The organism is Arcobacter roscoffensis (assembly GCF_024267655.1).
Lineage (GTDB): Bacteria > Campylobacterota > Campylobacteria > Campylobacterales > Arcobacteraceae > Arcobacter_B > Arcobacter_B roscoffensis.
Window position 1 is genome coordinate 1319507 of sequence record NZ_CP100595.1, and the last position, 25410, is coordinate 1344916.

Consider the following 25410-nt stretch of genomic DNA (forward strand, 5'->3'; position numbering starts at 1 on the left):
TTACACCTCCAATAAGAAAGCTGCACCTTGTCCACCACCAATACATAGTGTTGCTAAGGCTTTTTTAGCTTTTCTTCTTCTAAGTTCTTTAAGTGCAGTTAAAACTATTCTAGCTCCACTCATTCCAACAGGGTGACCAAGAGCTATAGCTCCACCATTTACATTTAATATAGATTCATCAATTTCGCCAATTGCATCACTTCCAAAAGTTTTTTTACAAAAGCTTTTTGATTTAAAAGCTTCTAGATTTGCTATTACTTGTGCTGCGAAGGCTTCATTTAACTCTATTACATCTATATCTTTTAGTGAAGTTCCTGTTTTATCGAAAAGTTTTTTACTTGCATAAACAGGTCCTAAACCCATTCTTGAAGCTTCTAGTCCTGCATAAGAGTAGTCACTTATAAAACCAAGTGGTTCAAGATTTAACTCTTTTGCTTTTGATTCCGTAGTAACTATTAAACTACAAGCTCCATCTGATACTTGTGATGAGTTTCCAGCTGTTACTGTTCCACTTAATCTATCAAAAATAGGTCTTAGTTTCGAAAGGCTTTGAATATTTTGATTTAGTCTTACCCCATCATCATCAATAATCGAAGCATCTTTTGTCATAATAGGATGAATTTCATCTTTTAAAACACCATCTTCTATAGCTTTTTGAGCTTTTAGGTGAGAGTTTAGGGCATATTCATCTTGAGATAATCTGCTGATTTTAAACTCATTTGCTAGGTTTTCAGCTGTAATACCCATAATTCTTCCAGAAATTGGGTCTGTTAAGCCAGAGATTAATCCAATCACAGGTTTTAAAAAGATTGGTCTAAAAGTTCCTAATATTTTAAGTTTTTCTTGGAAATTTCGAGCATAAGTTAGTTTTGTAATAAGTCTTCGTAATTTGTCACTATGAAGTAGAGGAATATTACTCATAGATTCAACTCCACCTGCTAGGTATAAATCCCCTTGGTTTGTTTGAATCTTTTCAATTGCTGATGAAATTGCTTGCATTCCAGAAGCACAGTTTCTATGAACTGTGTACGCAATTGTACTTTGTGGAAAACCAGCTTTTATAGCTAATACTCTTGCTATGTTTGCTGCATTTGCTGGTTGTGCTACATTTCCTATTATTACTTCATCAAAAAGTTTGTAATCAAGATTATTTCTACTTACAAGTTCTTTTGTAATAATAGCTCCAAGTGTATCTGCACTAACTAAATCTAATTTGCCATTTGCTTTAGCGATAGGACTTCTAAGTCCGTCTATTATTGCTATTCTTTCTTTCATGATGGCTCTCCTAATACATACTGTTTATGTCATTTTCATACTTTTGTTCAATAAAGGCTCTACAAACTTTCATTGAAGGTGTTAATTCCCCTGTTTCAATTGAAATGTCGTTTGTTATTAATTTGTATTGAACTACTTTCTCCCATTCATTTAAGTCTTTATTTACTTCTTTGATATAATTATTTATTTCAGAAGTAATTTTTTCATTATTATAGTACTCTTGTATTGTTAAGTGTTTATTTAGTCTTTTTGCTTCATTGAAAATCTCCTTATCTACAAAAAGTAGGGCAGTTGTATATTTTCTGTTATTAGCTATTATTACAGCAAACTCAATATATTTATTTTTTGCTAACTTTTGCTCTATTTGAACTGCTGCAACATACTCACCAGTTGATGTTTTGAAAACCTCTTTTTTTCTACTTGTTATGTAAAGGTAACCCTGTTCATCAACTCTGGCGATATCACCTGTATGTAACCAACCTTGATTATCAATAGTCTCATTTGTTAGTTTTTCTTGATTTAAATAACCTTTCATTAGTGAAGGCCCTTTTACTAGTAGTTCCCCATCTTCTAAGATTTTTATAGTAGCACTTGGAAGTACTCTTCCTGTTGAGCCAATTTTATTTGCTTTTGGATGATTTGTTGAAATAACTGGCGAAAACTCTGTAAGTCCATAGCCTTGATAGATTGGAACACCAATATTGTTGAAAAATACTGAGATGTCTTTAGGTAGTGCTGCTCCTCCACTGATAAGTTTTTCAAGTTTTGAACCAAAAATATCTCTAAATTTACTATATACAATTTTGTCAAAAATAGGAAAAAGTAGGCTATTTTTATTCATGCTTTCATTTTGAGCATACTCAAAAGCCTTTGAAGCTATGAATTTTCCAATAAATGGCTTATTTGAAATATTTGTCTGAATTTTATTATAGATTTTTTCAAGTAGCCTTGGAACAGCAGTCATAATAGTAGGTTTAACAACTTTTAAGAGATTTGCTACATTTGTAATTTCATCAACAAAATATATACTAACTCCTCTACTTAAATAGTAGCTCATTACAGTTCTCTCAAAAATATGAGCTAAAGGTAAAAGAGATAATGCTGTTTCATTTTGTTTTAATGATATGAGTGTGTTTATATCATGAAGTTGTGAAACTATGTTTTTATGTGTAAGCATTACACCTTTTGGAGTTCCCGTATTTCCACTTGTGTATATAATAGAAAAGATTTCATCTTCATTTGGAATATATGCTTCAAAGCCTTTTGAGTCACAAATTTGTTGACCTATAATTAAAATATCATCCACGTTGAAAAATCTATCTTCTTTTATACAAAAGTTATGAGTGATAAAAATAAGTTCACTATTTTCATCTTCTATATCTTTAATTCTTTCTTCATTATCTATAAAGATATATTTTATCTTTGCATCTTGTATTTCAAAGTTTAAATTTTTGGAAGAGATATTAGCAAAAATAGGAACACTAATAGCTCCTACTTCATGAATAGCAAAATCAAAGATAAGCCAAAAAGGTGAGGAGTTGGCAAATATAGCAACCTTATCACCAGCTTTTATACCTAAATCCTTCATTGCTAAACTTAAGCATATTACTTTATTTTTAAAGGTTTCAATTGAAATATTTTTATATTCACCATTTTCTAGATAGTTTAGAAAAGTGTTATTTTTATAGTTTGTTGTGATGTGAGTAAAAAGCTCACTGTATGTTTTAAAGTCATAAGAATTCATAGTGTATCCTTTCACAATGAACATGTAAAACTATTGTACCATTTAAATTAAAAAGAAACAGAAACTATTTTTTTAATGTAAAAATTTTATTATTTTTTAAGAATTAATAAAAGCTTTTATTTATTATGACTTAAATAAAAGCTTTTTAGGTAGTTTGAGGTGCTTAAAAAAACATCAATTTGTTTTTTTTGAGTTATTTATCTAATCTCATTTCATTTAAAGCTTCTAATATTTCTACAGCTTCTTCTTCACTTATATCTTTGTTATCTAAGTCTTCAACAACTTGTTCAAAGAATTTCTTCATTTCTTTTAAATCTTCAAACTCTTCTTTATCATCACTAGTAGCTTTCCAAGATTGAGTTATATTTGCAAGTTCAAGTAGACTTTCATCAAGTTCAGGAATAAACTCTTCTTTAAGTACTTTTTCTAATTTTTCAATATTTGACATGATATATCCTAATTTTTTTGAGATTATATCGAAAATAGCTTGAAAATAAATATCGCATATTATCAAAATTAAGAGTTCTTTAAAACTCTATTATATATAATGATAATTAATATCATAAAAGGAAAATAAGATGGATACTCTTATAATAATGTTAATATGTATTTTGGTTGTTGGTGTAAGTTCTTTGATTCTTATAGTAAAATTGGATAAATTTTTAAATGTTCAGAACTTATATCTTAATAGAAATGAAAATAAAAACAAATCTTTAAAAAAGGATAGTTTATGCAATATAGAATAGAAAAAGACACAATGGGTGAGATGCAAGTACCAAATGATAAGTATTGGGGTGCTCAAACTCAAAGAAGTATCGAAAACTTTCCAATTGGTGAAGAAAAAATGCCAAATGAAGTAATTGAGGGTTTTGCATATCTTAAAAAATCTTGTGCAATTGTAAATAACAAACTTGAAAGATTAGATGATGAAAAAACAGCTGCTATTTTACAAGCTTGTGATGAAATCTTAGAAGGTAAACTTGATGGGAACTTTCCTTTAGTTGTTTGGCAAACAGGTTCAGGAACACAATCAAATATGAATATAAATGAAGTTGTAGCAAATAGGGCAAGTGAAATTTTAGGATGTGATTTTAGAGTAGAAAAGCCAGCTCACCCAAATGATGATGTAAATAAAGGTCAAAGCTCAAATGATACTTACCCAACTGCAATGAGAATTGCTTTTGTTTTAGACCTACAAAAAAGATTAATTCCAGCAATAAAAACTTTAAAAGCTACATTTGAAAATAAAGTTAAAGAGTTTGAAGATGTAGTAAAAATAGGAAGAACACATCTCCAAGATGCTACTCCTCTTACTTTAGGACAAGAAATATCAGCATACGTTGATATGCTTGATAAAGCTTTATTACAAATAGATGATTCTATGAAGTATATAGTAGAACTTGCTATTGGTGGAACTGCTGTTGGAACTGGACTTAATTCACATCCTGATTTCTCACCAATGGTTGCAGAAGTTTTAAATGAGCTCACAAATACAAAATATAAGTTTAAATCCCACCCGAATAAATTTCATGCACTAACAGCTCATGATGGTGAAGTTGTCTTAAGTGGAGTTTTAAACGCTCTTGCTTCAAATCTTATGAAAATAGCAAATGATATAAGATGGCTTTCATCCGGTCCTAGATGTGGAATAGGGGAGATAAATATCCCTGAAAATGAACCAGGAAGTTCAATCATGCCTGGAAAAGTAAACCCAACACAAAGTGAAGCTATGACAATGGTTGCAGTTCAAGTTATGGGAAATCATACAACCATAAGTGTTGCAGCATCTCAAGGTAATTTTGAGCTAAATGTATTTAAACCAGTAATTGCTTTAAATATTCTTCAATCAATTAGACTGTTAAGTGATACAATGATAGCTTTTAATGACAAATGTGCAATAGGACTTGAAGCTAATAAAATAAATATTGAGAAATATTTAAATGAATCTTTGATGTTGGTAACAGCTTTAAATCCATATATAGGATATGAAAAAGCAGCACTAATAGCAAAAACTGCCCATAAAAATGGAACTTCATTAAAAGAAGAAGCTATGAATCTAGGTATTTTAACTTATTCGCAGTTTGATGAGTATGTAAAGCCATATGAAATGATAAAAGCAAAAGTGTAAGATTTTCTTACACTTTTATCACATAAACACCTTCAAAATCTACGCAAGTTTGATTATCTTCAATTATCGAAGACTTTATCTTTAATGAAGCACTACCTTTTTCTTTTAGTTTTTTAGCTACTTTTTCTATCTCATCAATTGAAGGCTTGATTGTGTAACAATATATATCTTTAGTAACAGGCTTTTTATATGAGTTTTCATTTTTTATTACAACAATATTTTTACTATCTATATTTAGCTCTTGAGAAATAAGCCAAGACATACTCCAAGATGAGATAATAGTCATAGTACTTAAACTTCCACCAAAAGCTGTTCCTTTATCATTTATATTTATATCAAGAGGTGCTTTTGTAATTAGTTCTTTTTCATTATATTCTTCAATACTTATATTCATTAATTTTGTAAGTGGTATTTCATTGTGTAGTTTATCTTGTAATTTTTTTATCAAAATGCTTCCTATTATAATAAAATGAATGAAATTATAGTCATAAATACTTAAAATAATAGAAAAACTTGCTTTTACAATTTCTGTCATATATAGCACAGAAATTGTACAAAGCTCACAGAAACTAAAATTTAAGATTTGAAAGAAAATTATACAAATACTTAAAGAAATGTAAAGATAGCTTTGCTTTATTGCCCTATAATACTATTTTTCACTAGTATAGGCTTTTAAATATAGCTTAACAATAGCTATTTTTGTAACTTTTATTTACATAAATTAAAACTTGTACAATAGTTTACAATTTTTGTACATACTAATTTTTTTGTTTATGTTATAATATTCCAAACTTTTTAAATCAAATAGGAGATAATATATGAGTTTATTAGCTGATTACCAAGCACACACGCAAGAAAGACTTAATGAAGGTGATTTACCTCCATTAGCATTAACTGCTGAGCAAACTGCTGAATTAGTAGAATTACTAAAAGCAGATTCTGTTGAGGAAGCAGATTACTGTTTAGAATTATTTAAAAACAAAATTAACCCAGGTGTTGATGACGCTGCATACGTTAAAGCTGCATTTTTAAATGACGTTGTTCAAGGAAATGTTTCATGTTCAGTAATTTCAAAATCTGAAGCTATTGAAATTTTAGGTAAAATGATGGGTGGATTTAACGTTACTCCATTAATTGACGCACTTAAAGTTGAAGAGGTTGCAGATATTGCAGCTACTCAATTAAAAAATACTATCTTAGTATATGATGCATTCAACGATGTAAAAGATTTAATGGATGCTGGAAATGCTAAAGCAAAAGAAGTTATCGAATCTTGGGCAAATGGTGAGTGGTTCACTAATAAGCCAGCTTTAGAAGAAGAAATTAAATTAACTGTTTATAAAATTCCTGGTGAAACAAATACAGATGATTTATCTCCTGCAACTGTTGCATTTACTAGACCAGATATTCCATTACACGCAACTGCAATGTTACAATCAAGAATGGAAAATCCATTAGATACAATGAAAGCTCTTAAAGAAAAAGGTAACCCATTAGCATACGTTGGTGATGTTGTTGGTACTGGTTCTTCAAGAAAATCAGGTATTAACTCTGTTCAATGGCACATGGGTAGAGATATTCCAGGTGTTCCAAATAAAAGAACAGGTGGTGTTGTAATTGGTTCTATTATTGCTCCAATTTTCTTCAATACAGCAGAAGATTCAGGATGTTTACCAATTGAAGCTCCAGTTGATGCACTTGAAACTGGTGATGAAATTGTTGTTAAACCATACGCTGGTCAAATCACTAAAAATGGTGAGGTAGTTTCTGAATTTACTTTAGCTCCTAACACTATGACTGATGAAATGAGAGCAGGTGGTAGAATTCCTTTAATTATTGGTAAAGGTTTAACTGCAAAAGCTAGAGACGTATTAGGTTTACCTGCAACTGACATGTTCTTAGCTCCTGAGCAACCATCTGATAATGGTAAAGGATTTACTCAAGCACAAAAAATGGTTGGTAGAGCTTGTGGTATTGAAGGTGTTAAGCCTGGTATGTACGTTGAGCCAATCGCTACAACTGTTGGATCACAAGATACAACTGGACCAATGACAAGAGATGAGATTAAAGAACTTGCAGCACTTAGCTTTGGTGCTGATATGGTTATGCAATCATTCTGTCATACTGCTGCTTACCCAAAACCAGCAGATATTAAATTAAGACATACTTTACCTGATTTCATCAACTCAAGAGGTGGTGTTACACTTAAGCCAGGTGACGGTGTTATTCACTCTTGGTTAAATAGATTATGTTTACCAGATACAGTAGGTACTGGTGGAGATTCTCATACTAGATTCCCAATTGGTATTTCATTCCCAGCTGGTTCTGGTCTTATTGCATTTGCTGGTGTTACAGGTGCTATGCCTTTAACTATGCCAGAGTCTGTACTTGTTAAATTCAAAGGTGAAATGCAACCAGGAATTACTTTAAGAGACTTAGTAAATGCTATCCCTTACCAAGCAATTCAAGATGGTTTATTAACTGTTGAGAAAAAAGGTAAGAAAAACGTATTCGCTGGTACTATCATCGAAATCGCTGGTTTACCAGATCTTAAAGTTGAGCAAGCATTCGAATTATCAGATTCAGCAGCAGAGAGATCAGCAGCAGCTTGTTCTGTTCAATTAGATAAAGAACCAATCATTGAGTACTTATCTTCAAATATCGCTTTAATTGAAAAAATGATTGAAGAGGGTTACGAAGATGCTAGAACTCTTCAAAGAAGAGCTGACAAAATGAAAGAATGGTTAGCAAATCCAGAGTTATTAACTCCAGATGCAGATGCTGAATATAAAGAAGTAATTGAAATTGATTTAAATACAATTACTGAGCCAATCTTAGCTTGTCCAAACGATCCAGATGATGTTGATACATTAACAAACATCTTAGCTGATGACAAAAGAATTAAGAATATTGATGAAGTATTCGTAGGTTCTTGTATGACTAATATCGGATTATTTAGAGCACTTGGTGAAGTTCTTAAAGGTGAGGGTGAAGTTCCTACTAAATTATGGGTTGCACCACCAACAAAAATGGATGAAGCTCAATTAACTGAAGAGGGATACTATGCTACATTTGCAGCAGCAGGTGCTAGATTAGAAATTCCTGGTTGTTCTTTATGTATGGGTAACCAAGCTTCTGTTTCAGAAGGAGCAGCAGTATTCTCAACTTCTACAAGAAACTTTGATAATAGACTTGGAAAAGGTTCTCAAGTTTACTTAGGATCAGCAGAAGTTGCTGCAGTTGCTGCACTTCTTGGAAGACTTCCATCTAAAGAAGAGTACATGGAAATCGTACCTAAGAAAATTACTGAACAAAACAAAGATGGAGTTTATAAATACTTAAACTTCAACCAAGTTTCTAAAGAGCACTTAACTACTTTAGTAACTTCAAGATAATCTTGAATTAAAACAAAGAGCTTAGCCTCTTTGTTTTATTTTAACTAGCAATTACGAACTTCTTAATCTCAAAAAATCTTCTTAATTTTATTTTTATAGTGTATAATTCAAAAAAATAAAAAAGGTTTTTACTTGCCATACATCTTAAAAAAGATAAATGTTTCAAAAGCTATGAAAATAGAAGAATTTTTATTGGAAAATACAAACTTAGATGAAAATACTATCAATAGTTTAGTATCAAAAGGAAAAATTCTTAATGATAAAAACAAAAGATTACAAAAAAATCAAGTTATAAAAGATGGATTTATTAATGTATATGTTTTTGAGCCTAAAAGCAAGGGATTAAAACCTTTATTTGAAACTTTTCATTTTGCGATTTTTGATAAGCCCTCTGGTTTAAAAGTCCATCCCAGTGCTATTGATAACGAGTATACTTTGCTTGATGAAATACAGTATTATTTAGGAAAAGATGCTTCTTTAGTTCATAGAATTGATGCTCAAACATCTGGTTTAGTATTAGTTGCAAAAAATCCATATAGTCAAATGGTTTTAAATAGTATGTTTGAAGAAAAGAAATATTCAAAAAAATATTTAGCTTACGTAGAAGGTCAGATTAAAGAAGCTGTAAACATAAATAAAAAGATTACAAATAGTAAAGGTATTATAAAACTAAAGATGAAAACCTCAGATGAAGGAAAAGAGTCTTTAACTAAAATAAATCCCTTATCATATGATAATGAAAAAGATATAACTTTACTTGAATGTATGCCTATAACTGGGAGACAACACCAAATACGTGTACATTTAGACTCAATAGGACATAGAATAATAGGTGACCCAATTTATGGAATTGATGAAAAACTTTGTGATAAACTTCTTAAAAAAAGTTTGACTAAAGAAGAAAGATATGAAATTACCAAAGCAGATAGATTAATGCTTCATGCTTATTTATTAGAGTTTACATTTTTAAATATAAAATATAAAATATCTTCAAAGCAAGAGTTTCAATAAAAAAAGGAGCTTCTTACGAAGTTCCCTTTTTATAGTTATTTTTCTTTATTTATTAAAGGAAGTTTGTTAAGTAGATTCTCACAATACTCCCATTGGTCTAATGTCTCTTTCCACTCTTTAGGAATAGCACTTACACCTTTATATGCTCCTAGAACCATTCCAATTGCAATACCTCTTGAAGCATTATCTCCTCCAACCATTGCATTTGCTTGTAAGGCTTTTTTTAAGCTGTCTTCTTTATCTGAATATTTTAATATGAAATAAACACTTGCAGGTAAAGTACCTTCTGTTGGACTAGCTTTTCCAACTTTTATAGGTTCACTTCTTCCTATATCCCAAAGTCTAGCCATACTAGTAATTGCTAAATCATCACTAAATTGCTCTTTTGATAAATCAGAATTAGGGTCTTTTTCTTCTTCATACTTAGCAATTGCTTGCTTTACTTTATCTTCATAAAAGCCACCCATTAAAACAGCAACATCTTCTATGGCACTTCTTGGTGTTTCACCCCTTAGAACTCTATGTGTTACTCTTGCAAAAAACTCTCCACCACCTAAGGCATAAGTGTTTTGATGAGTAAACATAGTTTTTCTTGCTACATCAACTATTTCTTCTTCTGTTTCATAATAAGCATGAGCTGCAACATGTCTAATAGCTGTTGCATTTGATGCACCACCTAAGTATTGAGTTTGTACACCTTGTTTTACTTGTGCATATGTCTCTTTTGTCATTGTACAAATCCATGAACCCCAAGAGTTTTCAAGTCTATTCATCCAATGTGGAATTAGTTTTGATACCTCAAAAGCTCTAGGTGGATTTGAAATCATTGCTAGATGTTCTAAAACTAAAATATTATAATCTCCATAGTCTGTAGTACCTCCTGCTTTTTTCCCAGGATGATAGTTTCTTTGTCCCCAACCAATTCCATGAGTTTCTCCACCCATGTGTTCCCCTGGACTCATAAACTTTTCAATTGGTTTTTGTCCATAAGCATTGTAGATTTTTTCAGCATCGTACTCATAGTGTGTACCTAAACATAATGCATCTGCAACAATAGCTCCAAAAAATGCACCCTTTAAATTTTCTTCTTTTAATAATGTATTCATATTTTATAACCTTTTAATTTTAATGGCTATATCTTAGGGAAATTTACATTAATACACGCAAGAAATAAGTATTTTAATTTTATTTACTTTTTATTTGTTCCAAATAGTTGATAAAATCTTTTATGAAAACTCATTCACTATTAATTAGAAATATTGTATCATTGGATACTATTTTATTATAATTAAGGATCCATCATATCTACTGCAAAAGAGACTAAAAAAAACAATATTATTGAAAATTCTTTAAAACTATTTTCTAAAAAAGGTTTTTATAATACAACTATTCCAGATATTGCAAAAGCCATGAAAATGAGTGTTGGAAATATGTATAACTACTTCTCTTCAAAAGAAGAGCTAGCAAAATATGCTATTAAATACTCTACAAATATTTTAGCAGCAGAACTAAGAGAAATAAATCAAATGGATATTTCTTCAAAAGAGAAAGTATATCTTTTTGTAAAAAACTATTTTGAAAATGTTAAAAACTCACCTGAAGTGGTTGAGTATTTTTTAAGGGTTTACTTATCAAATAGAGAAGTGTTCAAAGAAGGTTGTGAAGGCTTTTTGTGTGTAGGAGAGTTTGTAACAGAAGTTATGATTCTTTTAGATGAAGGGGCTCAAAATAAAGAGTTTAGAGAACAAGATTTTTTCCCTGCATTTGCTATGATTATGGGTTGTTTAGGTGGCTTTGCTTTTTTAAGTGGTGAGGCTGTTCTTGACAAAGATTTATTAGAGTATTCAGATCCAATTGCTGATAATATCTACAGAGCCTTAAAGTATGAAGAGTCATAAACCAACAATTGTATGGTATCAAGCAGTTACTTGTAATGGTAATACTCACTCACTTTTAAGTGCAAGCTCTTCAAGGTTAGAGCTATTTTTAAATAGCTTTGATCTTATCTATCATCCCTCACTTACAATTGACACAACTTTAGATGATATTTTAAAACTAAAAGACATTGATTTTTTATTAGTTGAAGGAGCTATTACTTCTGATGAAAAGTATTATTCAATTAATCAAAACTCAACAAAAAATATTTTAGAAAAGTTATCTCAAAAAGCAAAATATATAATAAGTGTTGGTTCATGTGCCTCTTATGGTGGAGTTCATAAAAAGTTTGAACAAAATGATGATATTTTAGGTGTTGAAGAAATTATAGACACAAAAAAATATAAAAACTTAAAACATGAAATAGTAAATCTTACAGGCTGCCCTGTGCACCCAGAATGGATACTTCAAACAGTTTTTTCTTTAAATAGCTTTTCTAGGATGAGTTTAGATGATGAAAAAAGACCACGAGAGCTTTATAGTAATTTAGCTCACCATGGTTGTACTAGAAATGAGTATTTTGAATGGAAAGTCGAAGGTGACTTTGGGCAAAAAGAGGGATGTTTATTTTATGACCAAGGATGTAGGGGACCTATGACTCATAGTTCATGTAATAAAATCTTATGGAATGATGTGAGTTCTAAAACAAGAGCCGGTATGCCATGTATTGGCTGTACGGAAAAAGACTTTCCAAGAGAGAATATGCTTGAAACAAAAAAGAACATAGGAATTCCTTTAGATGTACCACTTGGTATTCCTAAACGTGCATATCTTTCAATAACAGGTGTTGCAAAGACTTTTAAAATAGATAGATTAAATAAAAAACTAATGGATTAGCTTTGAAAACAGTAGATATAGTAGAGAGAATAGAAGGTGAAGCAAGACTTAACTGTACTTGGGAAAATGGCTTTGTCAAAGATACCCAAATAGATTTTTTAAATTTTAGAGGTTTTGAGTATATATTAGAAGGTAAACCAGCTTTAGATGCACTTGTATACACTCCAAGAATTTGTGGAATTTGTGGACAGGCTCATTTAAAAGCTACTGTTGAAGCTTTGGAGAATATTTATAAAAGTCTAAATGAAGAACTAGTTATTACAAATAAAGCTAAGATTTTAAGAGAAATAGGTTTAAATATTGAAATAATTGATTCACATATAAAATGGTTTTATATGTTTATTTTACCTGATGTAATTAAACTTAAAGAAAATGACTTAAAAGAGTACTCACCGCTAAAAGGCAAAAGATGGTTAGAAGCTTGTAAAACAGCAAGTGAAACTATAAAAGCTTTAGCAATTATAGGCGGTCAGTGGCCACATACTTCTTATATGATACCAGGTGGAGTAGTAAGTGACCCAACTTTACTTGACTTGACTTCTATGATGAACTATTTGGATTTAGCAATTAACTTTTTTGAAGACTCTATTGCCGGAGTTAGTTTTGATAAATATTTATCTTTTAATAGTGTAGATGATTTAAATATTTTAAATGAGGATTTAAAATATTTTACAAACTTGAGTTTTGAATACTCACTGCAAAAATATGGCACTTCTTATGATAGACATCTTGCACTAAGTGACTCTTCTATTTCTAAAAGAGGAAAGATTAGGCAAAGACTTACAGATAAACTTGACTTAAATAAGATAAAAGAGAATTGTGATAGAACTTTTAAAGTTGAAGAAGATAGTAAAAATAAAGAGAAACATACTTGGTCAAAAGCAGTTACTTATAACTCAATGTTTTATGAAACAGGACCTTTTTCTCGTGCGATGGTTTCACATAGAGAGTTTATTTATGAGCTTCATAAATCATATAAAGACTCAGTATTTACAAGAGTAATGGCAAGAGTTGATGAAATCGCTCACCTTTTACATAGTACAAAAGAGTTAATCAAACAAGTAGATATAAGTGAAGAGTCTTATATAAAACCAAAAATATCACTAAAAGATATACCAAAAGCAAATGCTAAATCAGTTGTTGAAGCTTGTAGAGGTTCACTTTATCATAATGTCTCAATTGAAAAAGGAATTATCACAAAATATGATGTAATCACTCCTACTGTTTGGAACTTAGGTCCTGCTATAAAAGATGAAAAAGGAGTGGCTCAAAAAGCAATAATTGGCTCACCTTCACTAGATATTGCAAAAATAGTTCTTAGAAGTTTTGATGTTTGCTCTGTTTGTACAACTCACTAAGTAAAATAAACTGTTACTTTTTTAAACATAAGAAAAAATATTTTATAAATAATAATTCAATTATAAAAGCTAGTTTTAAACTTTATATATGAATAGTCATTCATTGAATAGCCATCAGATGGTTACTTAGTGAATAGTTATTCATAAAATTCATAATTTAAGCTATTTTATTGCTAGAAAACCTTAAATGTTATTAAGTAAACAATAAGTTTCATATTGATAATTTTACAATAGTAAATGAATATTCATTTTTTAGGGAGATACATATGATAGATTCTACAGAGATGGTAAAAAAAGTTTTTACCCAAAAATCAGGTAGAGTGGACACAAATAGAGGTGACGAATATTATAATTCTTTATTTGAGAACGCTAAAAATAGATTATCAACTTTAAGAGAGCAAGAGCCACTTAAAGATATTGATATGATGGATGTAATTGAGAGTGAAGGTGTAAATAGAAGAGATTTCATGAAGTGGGTAAGTGCTACAACTGCTACACTTATGTTACCTCCTATGTTTGCTCCTTTAGTTGCTGAGGCAACTGAACTTATGAATAGAGTTCCAGTAATTTGGCTTGAGTTACAAGACTGTGCTGGTAATACAGAAGCACTTTTAAGAAGTAGTGCACCAACTGTTGATGACTTGTTATTTGATGTATTAAGTTTAGAGTTCCACCATGCTTTAATGGCAGGAGCTGGACATGATGCTGAACATCAATTAGATGAAGCAATGGAGCATTTTAAAGATAACTATTTATTATTTGTAGAGGGTTCTATTCCTATGGGAATGAATGGAAACTATGGAACTATTGGACCATCAGGTGAGACTTTCCATGACCATTTACAAAGAATTTCTAAACATGCAGCAGCTGTTGTAGCTGTTGGTACTTGTGCTACATTTGGTGGAGTTCCTGCTGCCTCTCCAAATCCAACTGGTGCTGTTGGTGTTATGGATATTGTAAAAGGTAAGCCAATTATTAATATTCCTGCATGTCCTGCAAACCCTGCAAATATGGTTGGTGTAGTTTTACACTATATTTTAACAGGTCAGGTTCCAGAGTTAGACTCACTATTAAGACCTAAGTTCGCATTTGGATATAGAATCCACGATAACTGTGAAAGAAGAGCGCACTTTGATGCAGGTGAATTTGTAGAAGAGTGGGGTGATGTTGGAGCTCAAAACAACTGGTGTTTATATAAAGTTGGTTGTAAAGGTCCTATGACATTTAATAACTGTTCGATTATTAGATATAACGAGGGAACAAACTGGCCTATTGGTGCAGGTCATGGATGTATTGGGTGTTCTGAGCCAGACTTCTGGGATAAATATGCTTACCAAAGACCAATGGCAAGTGCAAATATAAAAGCTCCAACAGGTGGAGTTGAGAAAACAGTTGATGAGTTTGGATTAGGATTATTAACAGCTACAACAGTAGGTATTGGTGTTCATGCAGTTGCAAGCGCAGTTGCAGGTAAAAAATCAGGTGAAGAAGGAGAAGACAAATAATGGCAAAAAAACACTTAGTAATTGACCCAATTACAAGAATTGAAGGACATCTTAGAATTGAGGCAATTATAGATGAAAACAATGTTGTAACAGATGCATACTCTTCTTCTACTATGTTTAGAGGAATTGAAGAGATTTTAAAGGGAAGAGACCCAAGAGATTGTGGTTTACTAGCAATGAGAATTTGTGGTGTTTGTACAGGTACTCACTATCAAAGATCAATAGAAGCAGTTGAGCATGCCTTCAATGTTACTATTCCAAAAAATGCAAGATTAGTTAGAAACTTAATTCAAGGTGCACTTTATGTACATGACCATATCGTTCATTTTTATCATTTACACGCTCTTGACTGGGTTGATATTACAGAAGCACTTAAAGCTGATCCTAAAAAAACTGTAGCAGAAGCTCAAAAGTGGGCAAAAGTTGCAGGTGATAGACCATGGAATGCAAGTGAAGATAACTATAAAGCTGTTCAAGAAAGAGTTGAAAAGTATATCAAACAAGGAAGATTAGGTATTTTTGGAAATGCTTACTGGGGATCAAAAGGCTTTAAACTTACTCCTGAGCAAAACTTAATCGGTTTATCTCACTATCTTGATGCTTTAGAAATCCAAAGAGAACTTGGAAAAATGATGGCTATCTTTGGTGGTAAAAACCCACACCCACAATCATTTGTTGTTGGTGGTGTTACTTGTGTTCAAGATATTAAAAACCCTGCAAGAATTGCTGAGTTTAAACAAATACTAAAAGCTGGAAGAAAGTTCACAAAACAAGCATATTTACCAGATGTTTACATGGCTGGAACTATGTATGCTGATGAAGCACTTGAAGGAATTGGTGGAGGTTTAGGAAACTTCATGTCTTATGGTGACTTTAATATGGATGATTTACCATTCTATGAAGCTTCTAAGTTATTCCCATCAGGTATTGTAAAAAATAAAGATTTATCAAAAGTATATGAAGTAAATCAAGAAAAGATTACAGAAGATGTTACTCATGCTTGGTATGAGGGAAGTACAAACCTTCACCCATACGATGGTGAGACTAAACCAAACTTTACAGGTTTTGGTAAAAAAGAAGACAATATCGCTTACTTAGATACTGAAAATAAATACTCTTGGATTAAATCACCACTATATGATGATGAAAGAATGGAAGTAGGACCACTTGCAAGAATGATTGTAGGTGTTGCAAAAGGTGATGAGAGAATCTCTAAATATGTAACTACTTTCCTAAAAAATGGTAACTTACCAACAAAAGTTTTATTCTCAACAGTTGGAAGAACAGCTGCAAGAGCTATTGAAACTGAACTTATGTGTGATGTTATGATGGAATGGTGTGATGAATTAGCATCAAATGTTGCTCATGGAGATTTATCTACATGGACTGAATTTGACTTTGATTCAGTATCAGGTGATGTACAAGGTTATGGTATGGCTGAGGCTCCAAGAGGAGGATTAGGTCACTGGGTTAAAATCAAAGATGGAAAAGTTGCAAACTATCAAGCAGTAGTTCCTTCAACTTGGAATGCAGCCCCTAGAGATTATAAAGGAAGACTTGGTGCTTATGAAGCATCACTTGTTGGTACAAAAGTAGCAAATCCTGACCAGCCTTTAGAAATCTTAAGAACTGTTCATAGTTTTGATCCTTGTATTGCTTGTGCTGTACATATTATTGATACAAATGGAAAAGAGTTAGGTGTTTATAAAGTAGATCCAATAGGAGGGACAAGCCGTGCCTAAAATAAAAAAGGTTAGAAGAATGACTGTAACCATGCGAATCATTCACTGGGTAACAGTGATAAGCATGATTATTGCAGTTGTAACCGGTCTTTATATAGGTCACCCTTATTATCAAACTTTTATTGCTGATCCAGCTGTGGATAAGTATGTTATGGCTTGGAATAGATGGTGGCATTTTATTGTTGCAATTATATTTGATGTAACTGCAATTTTAGTTGGGTATTTATACTTCTTCTCAAGGTTTGAAAAGCCTTATAAGAAGTTGATTCCAAATAAGCAAAATCTTGTAGAGTTTTGGGAAGTTCTTTTAAATCTAATTACTTTAAATAGAAGAAAAAAGTTTGACTCAACTCATAGTGATAGTTTTAATACTGTATTTTTTACAGTATTTCACTTACTATTAGTACTTATGTTATTTACAGGTTTACAGTTATATGTACACGCACTTGCTTCTGGTACATCTTCAATCGGTGCTTGGTGGCCTGCAATGCTTCACTTAGTTACTGATTGGACGCTATATGTATTTGGTGGAAATATGGGTGTTAGATATACTCATCACTTTAGTATGTATCTAATCATCATGTGGGTTATGTTCCATGTTTACTATCAAGTATGGAGAACAATCTTCTGGCAAGAAGGAGACATCGCTATAGTTGTTGGTGGTTCTAAATTTGTAAAAGAAGAAGAGGATAAAAAACAGGATTAATTCCTGTTTTTATCTTTTTTATAAGCAGTATAAAAATAGTGTTTATAAAAGGGATACACAAAAAAATAGATAACAACGGAGTTATAAAATGAAGAAAAATATAGTTGTTGGTGTAGGAAATATGCTTTTCAAAGATGAGGGTGTTGGTATTTATGCCTCTGAGTATTTAAAACAAAACTATGAGTTTGATGGGGATTTAGAGATTATAGATGGTGGTACATTAGGTTTTAAACTAATGACATATTTTCAAGAGTATGAAAATGTAATTATTCTTGATACTGTATCTATTGAAGAGAATGCAGGTGAGATATATAGACTTCCTTCTGATGTACTTTTAGGCATGGGAAACTACAGAAAAACTGCCCATGAAGTAGAAATAGTTGAAATGCTTGAGATTGTATCTGTTTTAGACTCTCATGCTAAAGTTACTATTTTAGGAATTATTCCTGAAGATATAATCTCTGTTGGTATTGGTTTGACTGAAACTATTGAAAATAGATTTGAAGAGTTTATTTTAAACGCTATAAAAGAGATAGAATCACTTGGCGTAAAAACTAAAAAAGTAAATAATATAGCCATACCAGATATTGTAAAAAGTATGATTGGTAGTTATAATGGTGAACACTTAAGTAGAATTCCAAATGAAGAAGATATAAGACATGCAACTAATATATAAAATAGAATTTAATACAACTAACTCATATTTCAAATACATAATAAATAAACTAATAGATGAAGCAAACGTAAATGCCACTTGTAAACAATACAAAGGCTTTATAATCTTAAAGATTGAAGAGAGTGCAGAGAATATTGAGAGCTTTTTTGCATTACTTGAAAAAAAGCTTCCTGTTTCGATTTTTTTAGGAAAGTCATATGTAATAGAAGAGTTTGATGAAACAATAGAAGAGTTAGAGTGTAAAGAAATAAAACAAAACCTTACACTTTTAACAAACGACTCAATCAAAGATATTATAGAAAACAACGATATTGACTTTTTAAATGATATAGTAAAAATCTCAAAAGGTGGAGTTTCAAGATTTGAAACACACAATGGTTTAAAAGATCTATTTTTACCAAATAAAGAGTTAAGAGAAGAGTTTGAAAGTAAAGGTCATGAAGTAAAACTTCTAATTACTGATTTAAATAAAATCACAGACTTATTTGATGTAAGTGCAAAAGATTTACAACTTTTATGCTCTATAGAAAGACCTCTTGTAAAACTAAAGTTTAAACTTTTACAAAACAAAGAAAATGAGTACTCATCTACAAACTTTATTTATGCAAAAATACCTGATGATAAAGAAACGGTTTTATTTGCTCAGGCTTTAAAACAAAAAGATATTTCTCATATACTTTATGTAAATGATGATGTTTATCAAGATGGACTAAAAGTTACATATTTCAATGATGAGAACCTAATCATACATGGAGATAAAGGTCTTTTCCCTAAGTTTGATTATCTAGCAAATAAGAAGTTTAACTCTTCAAAAGAGTATTTTGATGAAAATGGAGGAGTTTATAAAGCAATACTAGCTCAAAATAATAAAAGACTTGTTCCAAGTGCAGGAGTTTACTTCTCTTCTAACTCAAATAAAAGCTCGGTTTTAATGAACCTTCCAACAAAGGGTTTAAAAGAAGTAATAGCAATACCAAATATAATAAACTCTTTTGAAAACTGTTTAGAAGAAATAACAGAAATAGATGAGTTTTGTGAAAGACTTGTTTCAAACTATAAAAACAAATTTCCAACATATTTTGAGGATATGAGTGTAGATAAAAATGCTCATGGTTTTGAATCTATTATAAATATGTGTGCAAAAGCCTTAGGTATGAAAGGTGGAGCAAAAGAGTTTGAAGATACAGCTTTAAGTATAAACATAAAAAGTGGTATTCAAATAGATATGAAGCTTGTAAATTTAGATGGGGTTAACTATCTAGATTATAGAAGAACGGTTCAATCTATCATGTCATATAAGATGGCAGATGTAGATAATGCTACTTTAGCTTACTCTTTTTATGAAAGCCTTAGTGAGTTTATCTGTAACTATACAGATGAGGTTGCAAAAGAGATAAAAGCAAAAGACGTAGTAATGAGCGGAGATATGTTCTCAAACTCAATCTTACTTTCAAAAACACATAAAAAACTAAGTAAAAACTATAACTTCATTCTTCCTAAAGAGTATCCTTTAGATTACTAAAAACAATAGCCTAAATATCTTTTAGGCTATACCTCAAATAATAAGTAAAAAATATAAATTTTAAACTATTTTTACTTTGCTAACATAGTTATTTAACACAGTAATCCTCTTATTTTAATAATAAATAAAGTATTATAGTATTAATATATAATATTAATATGTTTTAGTAATTAAAGGTAATAGTTAAATGACAGTAAGTACTAGTAATAATTTAAATCATTTGATTCAAAAAGTTCAATCATCTAATAAAACACAAAATACAAAAGAAAGTTCTATGATTCAAAAAGAAGAGCTTGGAGAAAAAAAAGATTCTGAAAGATATAATTTTTTAACTGCAAATGGCTGGTTGGATAATTCAATAATTATGAAAGATGAGAAATTGAATGCAGAATTTAGAAATTATGTAGATAATATGAGCGAAGATGAATATTTCTCTTTCCTCACTTCAATGGCTTGTGATTTTGCACCAGGATTTGGTAATAATATAAATAATTTGCCTCTTAACGAAGCTCCTTCAAAAAAAGACCCAAACATTGAATTTTCTTCATTATCAAGTATAAAAAAATACTTTACAGATGAATATAATGAAGTATTAACAAATACTGCTAAATGGGGTGGAGATACAACAAATGCGATAAATACAATAACTAATCTTTTAGATTTTTTTAAAAATTATGAATCAAAAGAACAAGAAAAACAATACATTACTTTAGGACAAGGTAGTATAAATGTCTAAAAGTATTTTAAAATATATTATGTTTACAAAATAAAACTAAAAAAAGGAGTTTATAATGCAAGTAACAAATAATACATATACAAACTATTATAATCAAACAAATAGCACAACAAAAGTAGAAAAAACAGAAAAAAGCTCTTTTGCTTCAATGTTGACAGGTTCACAAAAAGAAGATGTAGATGAGCAAGGAAGATTTCTAAAGTACATGGATAAGTATAATGCATTTGATTCCCTTTCACAAGAAGATAGAAAAGTCTTTAGAGAAATACTAAAAGATGACAAAGTAACAATGGCTGAAATAGATAATCTATCTTATAATCAAGCAGAAATTAGTCAAGAATCATTTAATTTACCAGCAAAAAAACTAGATAAAGGGAATAGTATCGGAAAAGAAAGATATGATGCTTTAGCAATTAATGGCTGGTTTAAGAATTCTGCTTTTGAAAAAGATGAAAATTTAAAGGAAGAGTTTAAAAGTTATTTGGGAGAAATGTCACAAAGAAGTTTTTCAATGACTTTGTTTTCTATGATTAGAAGTTTTACTCCTGGAATGGTTGAAAATAATGACTTACTTCCTTTACATTTAGCACCAAAACATAAGGATGCATCGATTGAACTTTCTTCTGTTTCAAGTATAACTAATTACTTTCAGGATAATTATAACTCAATAGTTGAAAATGTAAATAAATGGGGTGGAGATGCAACAGAGGCACTTAAAAATGTATCAGGATTAATTAACTTTTTTAAAAATTATGAATCAAAAGAACAAGAAAAACAATATATTACTTTAGGACAAGGTAGTAGAAATGTCTAAAAGTATTTTAAAATATATTATGTTTACAAAATAAAACTAAAAAAAGGAGTTTATTATGCAAGTAACAAATAATACATATACAAACTATTATAATCAAACAAATAACACAACAAAAGTAGAAAAAACAGAAGAAAGCTCTTTTGCTTCAATGTTGACAGGTTCACAAGAAGAAGAGGAAGTTGGTAGGTATGTAAAATATATGGATCAATTTAATTATTTTGATTCTTTATCAGAAGAAGATAGAAAAGTTTTTAGAGAAATACTAAAAGATGATAAGATAACAATGGCTGAGATGGATAGTTTGAGTTATGAGCAAGCAGTAAGATTTGAGAAAGTAGCTTTTCCTCAAGGAAATTTTTCTAAAGAACAACTTAACAATACTCCTATTGTAAACATGCCAAATCAAGCAGTTCACATGCTCTCTGCCACAAAAAGAACAAATGATAAAACTTTTAACGAAGCTTTATATAGAACAGCAAGAGAAATAGATGACGACTCATACAGAAGGACTATTTTTAGAGAAGTAAAAACAAATGTAACACAAGTACATTTTGGAGACCCTTTAGTTGAAACATTTAATGTAATAGCATATGAAAATGCAAAAAATCTTTGGAAAGAAGATATTGATAAGATGAATATAAACTTTGATAAATTCTTGACAGATGTAATTACTTTACATGAAAAAGCACTAGTAAATCCTAAAACACATCCTGCGGTTATAGACCAACATCAAGAAAAACTTGATGGATATAATATAATTTTAAAACATTATACTGACATAAAAAAAGAATCAATTTATGCTTGATCTTCAAAGATTGTTGTATAAATAAGAAGAATGATTAATTAATACTTTAAAACCTTCTTCTAAATAATTTTACAATAAGAATTTTTTTATACAATTATAAAAAACTTATATATTGGATGATTGATGAAAACTTTACAAATTGAGATTAAAGGTATAGTTCAAGGAGTAGGGTTTCGACCATATGTATATAATCTAGCTTTAAAACATGAGATAAAAGGTTGGGTTAACAACGATGAAAAAGGAGTAAATATAGTAGTTTACTCTTTTGAAAAAAACTGCGAAAACTTCATAAATGAACTAAAAAACAATCCCCCAGTTTTAGCAAGAATAGACTCTTTAGAAATAAAAGAAATAACAAAAATAAAAGAGTATAAAAGCTTTGAGATTATACAAAGTACTAAGCAAAACAACAAAACTACAATAGTCTCACCAGATATGGCGATATGCCAAGACTGCATAGATGACATAAACGATAAAAACAACTTTAGATACAATTATGCTTTAACAAACTGTACAAACTGTGGTCCAAGATACTCTATAATCAAAACAGTTCCCTATGATAGAGAAAATACTTCAATGAGTGAATTTGAATTATGTCAAAAATGTAAAGAAGAGTATGAAAATCCAACAAATAGAAGATACCATGCCCAACCAGTTGCATGTGAGACTTGTGGACCAAATGTGACTTTGTATAATAAAAATAAAGAAGTATCTTCAAATATAGAAGCTATAGAACAGTGTGCAAACTATATAGATGAAGGAAAGATTGTTGCAATCAAAGGCTTAGGCGGTTTTCATCTAATTTGTGATGCAACAAATAGCAAAGTTGTAAAAGAATTAAGACTTAGAAAAAATAGACCAAGTAAACCTTTTGCAGTTATGTTTGATAATATCAAGACTATTAAAGATTATACAATTTTGAGCTCAAAAGAAGAAGAATTATTAAACTCAAAAGAAAAACCTATAGTTTTAGTCAAAAAAGTAGAACAAGCAGACTTGTGTGAAGAAGTTGCACCAAATATTGATAGACTAGGGTGCTTTATAGCTTATACACCTTTACATCATCTACTTTTTAGATTTACAAACAAACCTTTAGTTGCAACAAGTGCAAACTTAAAAGATGAACCTATTATTAGATTTAAAGATGAGATTTTAGAAAAGTTAGGTCATGTGGTGGATTTTGTACTTGATTTTAATAGAGATATTGTAAATGCTTGTGATGATTCTGTTATACAAGTTGTGAACAATGATATTTTGAAGCTTAGAAATGCAAGAGCTTATGCCCCTACAGCTATAAACTTACAAAAAAAGGCAAATAAAAAGATATTAGCTCTTGGAGCAAATCAAAAATCAGCAATAGCAATAGCTTCTGAAAATAATCTTATTTTATCTCCTCATATTGGAGATTTAAACTCTATTGATGCAGTGGAGTATTTCATAAGAACTATTGATACATTTAAAAGATTTTATGACTTTGTACCTGATGTTATTGTTTGTGATAAGCATCCAAATTATGAGAGTGTAAAATGGGCAAAATCACAAGATATTAAACTTGTACAAGTTCAACATCATTATGCTCATATTTTATCAACTATGGCAGAATACAAGCTTGAAAAAGATGTCTTAGGAATAGCTTTTGATGGTACAGGTTATGGTGATGATGGAAATATATGGGGTGGTGAAGCTTTTGTTTGTAATAAAAAAGAGTATAAAAGAGCTTATCATTTACAGTATTTTAAACTCCTAGGAGGTGAAAAGGCTGTAAAAGAGCCTAAAAGAATAGCTCTATCTCTTCTTTTTGATAACTATACTTTAGAAGAGGTTCTATCACAAAACAATAGTGTCGTAAACGCCTTTAGTGGAAATGAGATAAAGCTTTTACATACTATGTGGCAGAAAGATTTAAATGCCCCACTTACAAGCTCAATAGGAAGGCTTTTTGATGCAGTTGCTAGTATTGCAAATCTTGCTCATATCCAAAGTTATGAGGGAGAAACAGGTCTTTTGATAGAGCAAAACTATGATGAAAAAATAAAAGATATTTATTCATATGCGTTAAATGAGGAAGAAATAGATATTAGTTCAATGATAAAAGAAATGCTAGAAGATAAACAAACACAAGTTATATGTACTAAGTTTATAAATACTTTAACTCAGATAATCCTTGATATTTCAAATAGATATGATGATTTAGAAGTGGTTTTAAGTGGTGGAGTTTTTCAAAATAAAACTCTTTTAGAATTAGTAACAAAAAAGCTTGAAAATCAAAATAAAAAATACTACTACTCAAAACAAATTCCTTTAAATGATGGTGGAATTTCAGTAGGTCAAATCTATCATATAACTTAAAATTTAAACCAAGTTTACTAAATAGAGTAGGGCTATTTAGTAAACATCTTTCATTAATATTCTTTATAATCAGTATAAAAAACAAAGTAGGAGAATAAATCTATATTTTATTCAAAATCACTCGTTTAATAAAATATTTATAGTATTACAAAGTGTACACTATTTATTAGTCTATTTATGTTAAATAAAATGTATGAAAATATTCTATGGAGTCTATATATAGGTAAATATTGAAAAAATAATTTTTTGAAAAAAGCTTCTTGTTTTTTCTTTTAAATATGGTGTATTTTATTTATTATAAATTATATGATATGTATATGTTTTAATAGTATTAAAAACATATAAGTGAAAATATATTATGATATATAAATCTTACTATGTTAAAATCATGAAAAAATTTTAAGGTAACTTATGATTAAAACAGCACATGAAATTTCAAATGAAAATGGATATATAAAATACAACTTCTTTGAAATCCACCCTGACTTAGAAGCTATAATTGCAGAAGATTATCATACATATGGAACTGATAAATATGAAAAGCAAGAGTATTGTGAAGCTATGTATAAAAAGAATTTTTATGACAAATATGATGAGAGTTTATACAAAGAAGTTTATGATAAATATATCAACAATGAAAAGTTTAAAGAAAAAGCAATGTTTGTATATAGTGTTATAGACTATGATAAATATAAGCAGTTTGTGAAGCTTAATCCTGAGATAGAAAACCCAAATGAATTAACTATTACATATTCTATTTTAGATAGTAGTGGTGTGAAAGTACAGATTTATAATTTAGCGATTACTGATATTTCTTTTGTGTTTTAGAGGTTTAAACTAAGTTTTTAGAAACTAGACTTAAAAGTCTAGTT

The 25410-nt window shown here is 30.1% G+C and carries 21 protein-coding genes; 16 read left to right on the forward strand and 5 right to left on the reverse strand.

What is annotated here, in order from left to right; all coding sequences use genetic code 11:
* From NJU99_RS06190 to NJU99_RS06200, 3 genes are all read right to left on the reverse strand, one after another.
* Positions 1–1275, reverse strand: coding sequence for a thiolase family protein (locus tag NJU99_RS06190; protein WP_254577855.1), 1275 nt, complete (start codon positions 1273–1275; stop codon positions 1–3).
* A gap of 10 nt (positions 1276–1285) precedes the next feature.
* Complete coding sequence (locus tag NJU99_RS06195; protein ID WP_254577856.1) at positions 1286–3019, reverse strand: AMP-dependent synthetase/ligase; 1734 nt, start codon at positions 3017–3019, stop codon at positions 1286–1288.
* A gap of 193 nt (positions 3020–3212) precedes the next feature.
* Entirely contained in the window at positions 3213–3467 is a 255-nt protein-coding gene (locus tag NJU99_RS06200) for a hypothetical protein (RefSeq protein WP_254577857.1), read from the reverse strand.
* A gap of 282 nt (positions 3468–3749) precedes the next feature.
* On the opposite strand from NJU99_RS06200, the gene fumC reads away from it, so the two are divergent.
* Positions 3750–5147 (forward strand): class II fumarate hydratase, encoded by a 1398-nt coding sequence (fumC, locus tag NJU99_RS06205; protein WP_254577858.1) that lies wholly within the window; start codon positions 3750–3752, stop codon positions 5145–5147.
* Between the two features lie 7 nt (positions 5148–5154).
* On the opposite strand, the gene NJU99_RS06210 is transcribed toward fumC, so the two are convergent.
* Positions 5155–5595: a YiiD C-terminal domain-containing protein gene (locus NJU99_RS06210; protein ID WP_254577859.1), complete on the reverse strand. Its 441-nt coding sequence runs from the start codon at positions 5593–5595 to the stop codon at positions 5155–5157.
* Positions 5596–5965: 370 nt separating this feature from the next.
* On the opposite strand from NJU99_RS06210, the gene NJU99_RS06215 reads away from it, so the two are divergent.
* Complete coding sequence (locus NJU99_RS06215) at positions 5966–8542, forward strand: bifunctional aconitate hydratase 2/2-methylisocitrate dehydratase (protein WP_254577860.1); 2577 nt, start codon at positions 5966–5968, stop codon at positions 8540–8542.
* Positions 8543–8674: 132 nt separating this feature from the next.
* Complete coding sequence (locus NJU99_RS06220; protein WP_254577861.1) at positions 8675–9553, forward strand: RluA family pseudouridine synthase; 879 nt, start codon at positions 8675–8677, stop codon at positions 9551–9553.
* A 35-nt stretch (positions 9554–9588) separates the two neighbouring features.
* On the opposite strand, the gene NJU99_RS06225 is transcribed toward NJU99_RS06220, so the two are convergent.
* The gene (locus NJU99_RS06225; protein ID WP_254577862.1) at positions 9589–10659 is read right to left on the reverse strand and encodes an ADP-ribosylglycohydrolase family protein; all 1071 of its coding nucleotides are present in this window, start codon (positions 10657–10659) and stop codon (positions 9589–9591) included.
* A 231-nt stretch (positions 10660–10890) separates the two neighbouring features.
* Between NJU99_RS06225 and NJU99_RS06230 the strand changes: the two genes are divergently transcribed.
* The 13 genes from NJU99_RS06230 to NJU99_RS06290 all read left to right on the forward strand — a co-directional run bounded on the left by NJU99_RS06230 (position 10891) and on the right by NJU99_RS06290 (position 25366).
* The gene (locus tag NJU99_RS06230) at positions 10891–11451 is read left to right on the forward strand and encodes a TetR/AcrR family transcriptional regulator (RefSeq protein WP_346731820.1); all 561 of its coding nucleotides are present in this window, start codon (positions 10891–10893) and stop codon (positions 11449–11451) included.
* A complete protein-coding gene (locus tag NJU99_RS06235) occupies positions 11438–12325 on the forward strand; it encodes an NADH-quinone oxidoreductase subunit B family protein (protein WP_254577863.1) in 888 nt (295 codons plus the stop codon). Before NJU99_RS06230 ends, NJU99_RS06235 begins: the two co-directional genes overlap by 14 nt.
* 2 nt (positions 12326–12327) lie before the next feature.
* Entirely contained in the window at positions 12328–13683 is a 1356-nt protein-coding gene (locus NJU99_RS06240; RefSeq protein ID WP_254577864.1) for a nickel-dependent hydrogenase large subunit, read from the forward strand.
* Positions 13684–13949: 266 nt separating this feature from the next.
* Positions 13950–15188 (forward strand): hydrogenase small subunit, encoded by a 1239-nt coding sequence (locus NJU99_RS06245; protein ID WP_283256441.1) that lies wholly within the window; start codon positions 13950–13952, stop codon positions 15186–15188.
* A complete protein-coding gene (locus tag NJU99_RS06250) occupies positions 15188–16930 on the forward strand; it encodes a nickel-dependent hydrogenase large subunit (RefSeq protein WP_254577865.1) in 1743 nt (580 codons plus the stop codon). Before NJU99_RS06245 ends, NJU99_RS06250 begins: the two co-directional genes overlap by 1 nt.
* A 19-nt stretch (positions 16931–16949) precedes the next feature.
* The gene (locus NJU99_RS06255; RefSeq protein ID WP_254578082.1) at positions 16950–17636 is read left to right on the forward strand and encodes a cytochrome b/b6 domain-containing protein; all 687 of its coding nucleotides are present in this window, start codon (positions 16950–16952) and stop codon (positions 17634–17636) included.
* Positions 17637–17724: 88 nt separating this feature from the next.
* Positions 17725–18312 carry a HyaD/HybD family hydrogenase maturation endopeptidase gene (locus NJU99_RS06260; protein ID WP_254577866.1) on the forward strand — a complete coding sequence of 196 codons (588 nt, stop codon included), beginning with the start codon at positions 17725–17727 and terminating at the stop codon, positions 18310–18312.
* Entirely contained in the window at positions 18296–19834 is a 1539-nt protein-coding gene (locus NJU99_RS06265; RefSeq protein ID WP_254577867.1) for a Kae1-like domain-containing protein, read from the forward strand. The genes NJU99_RS06260 and NJU99_RS06265 overlap by 17 nt, the downstream gene beginning before the upstream one ends.
* A gap of 187 nt (positions 19835–20021) precedes the next feature.
* Positions 20022–20570 (forward strand): hypothetical protein, encoded by a 549-nt coding sequence (locus NJU99_RS06270; RefSeq protein ID WP_254577868.1) that lies wholly within the window; start codon positions 20022–20024, stop codon positions 20568–20570.
* Positions 20571–20625: 55 nt separating this feature from the next.
* Positions 20626–21384: a hypothetical protein gene (locus NJU99_RS06275; protein ID WP_254577869.1), complete on the forward strand. Its 759-nt coding sequence runs from the start codon at positions 20626–20628 to the stop codon at positions 21382–21384.
* A 55-nt stretch (positions 21385–21439) separates the two neighbouring features.
* Positions 21440–22189, forward strand: coding sequence for a hypothetical protein (locus NJU99_RS06280; protein WP_254577870.1), 750 nt, complete (start codon positions 21440–21442; stop codon positions 22187–22189).
* Positions 22190–22312: 123 nt separating this feature from the next.
* On the forward strand, positions 22313–24538 hold the full coding sequence (gene hypF, locus NJU99_RS06285; RefSeq protein ID WP_254577871.1) for a carbamoyltransferase HypF: 2226 nt from the start codon (positions 22313–22315) through the stop codon (positions 24536–24538).
* 411 nt (positions 24539–24949) lie between these two features.
* Entirely contained in the window at positions 24950–25366 is a 417-nt protein-coding gene (locus tag NJU99_RS06290; protein ID WP_254577872.1) for a hypothetical protein, read from the forward strand.
* The last annotated feature ends 44 nt before the right edge of the window (positions 25367–25410 follow it).